This window comes from Melaminivora alkalimesophila, from assembly GCF_000282995.1.
In the GTDB taxonomy this organism is placed as follows: domain Bacteria; phylum Pseudomonadota; class Gammaproteobacteria; order Burkholderiales; family Burkholderiaceae_C; genus Melaminivora; species Melaminivora alkalimesophila.
Genome location: NZ_ALEE01000017.1, coordinates 1 through 292, shown reverse-complemented (window position 1 = coordinate 292; position 292 = coordinate 1). Strand labels below are relative to the sequence as shown.

The window sequence follows — 292 nt, the reverse complement described above, 5'->3', positions numbered from 1 at the left end:
GGCGCGTCGGCCGCCACGCCGGCGGGGGCCGGCACTTCGATGCCGGGGGCGGCCGGCGCCGCAGCGGGCGCGGCCGCACCCGGCGCAGCGGTGCCCGGGGCCGCCTTGCCGCTCAGCTGGTTCAGCTCGGAGATGTTGCGTGACAGCTCCGCCATGCGCGTGGCGGTCTCGCCCGCCTGCTTGTCGCGTGCCAGCTGCTCGTCCGCCTGGGTGGCGGCGACGGCGCCCTTCGACAGGGTCAGCTTGTCCGGGCTGGCTTCGGCACGCTGGCGGTCCTGGACCTCGGCCTGCA

At 77.4% G+C, this 292-nt stretch carries 1 pseudogene; it reads right to left on the bottom strand.

Annotation, left to right across the window (positions count from 1 at the left end):
• Positions 1–292 (bottom strand): annotated as a pseudogene (locus A612_RS17210) (FimV/HubP family polar landmark protein); the annotation flags it as partial.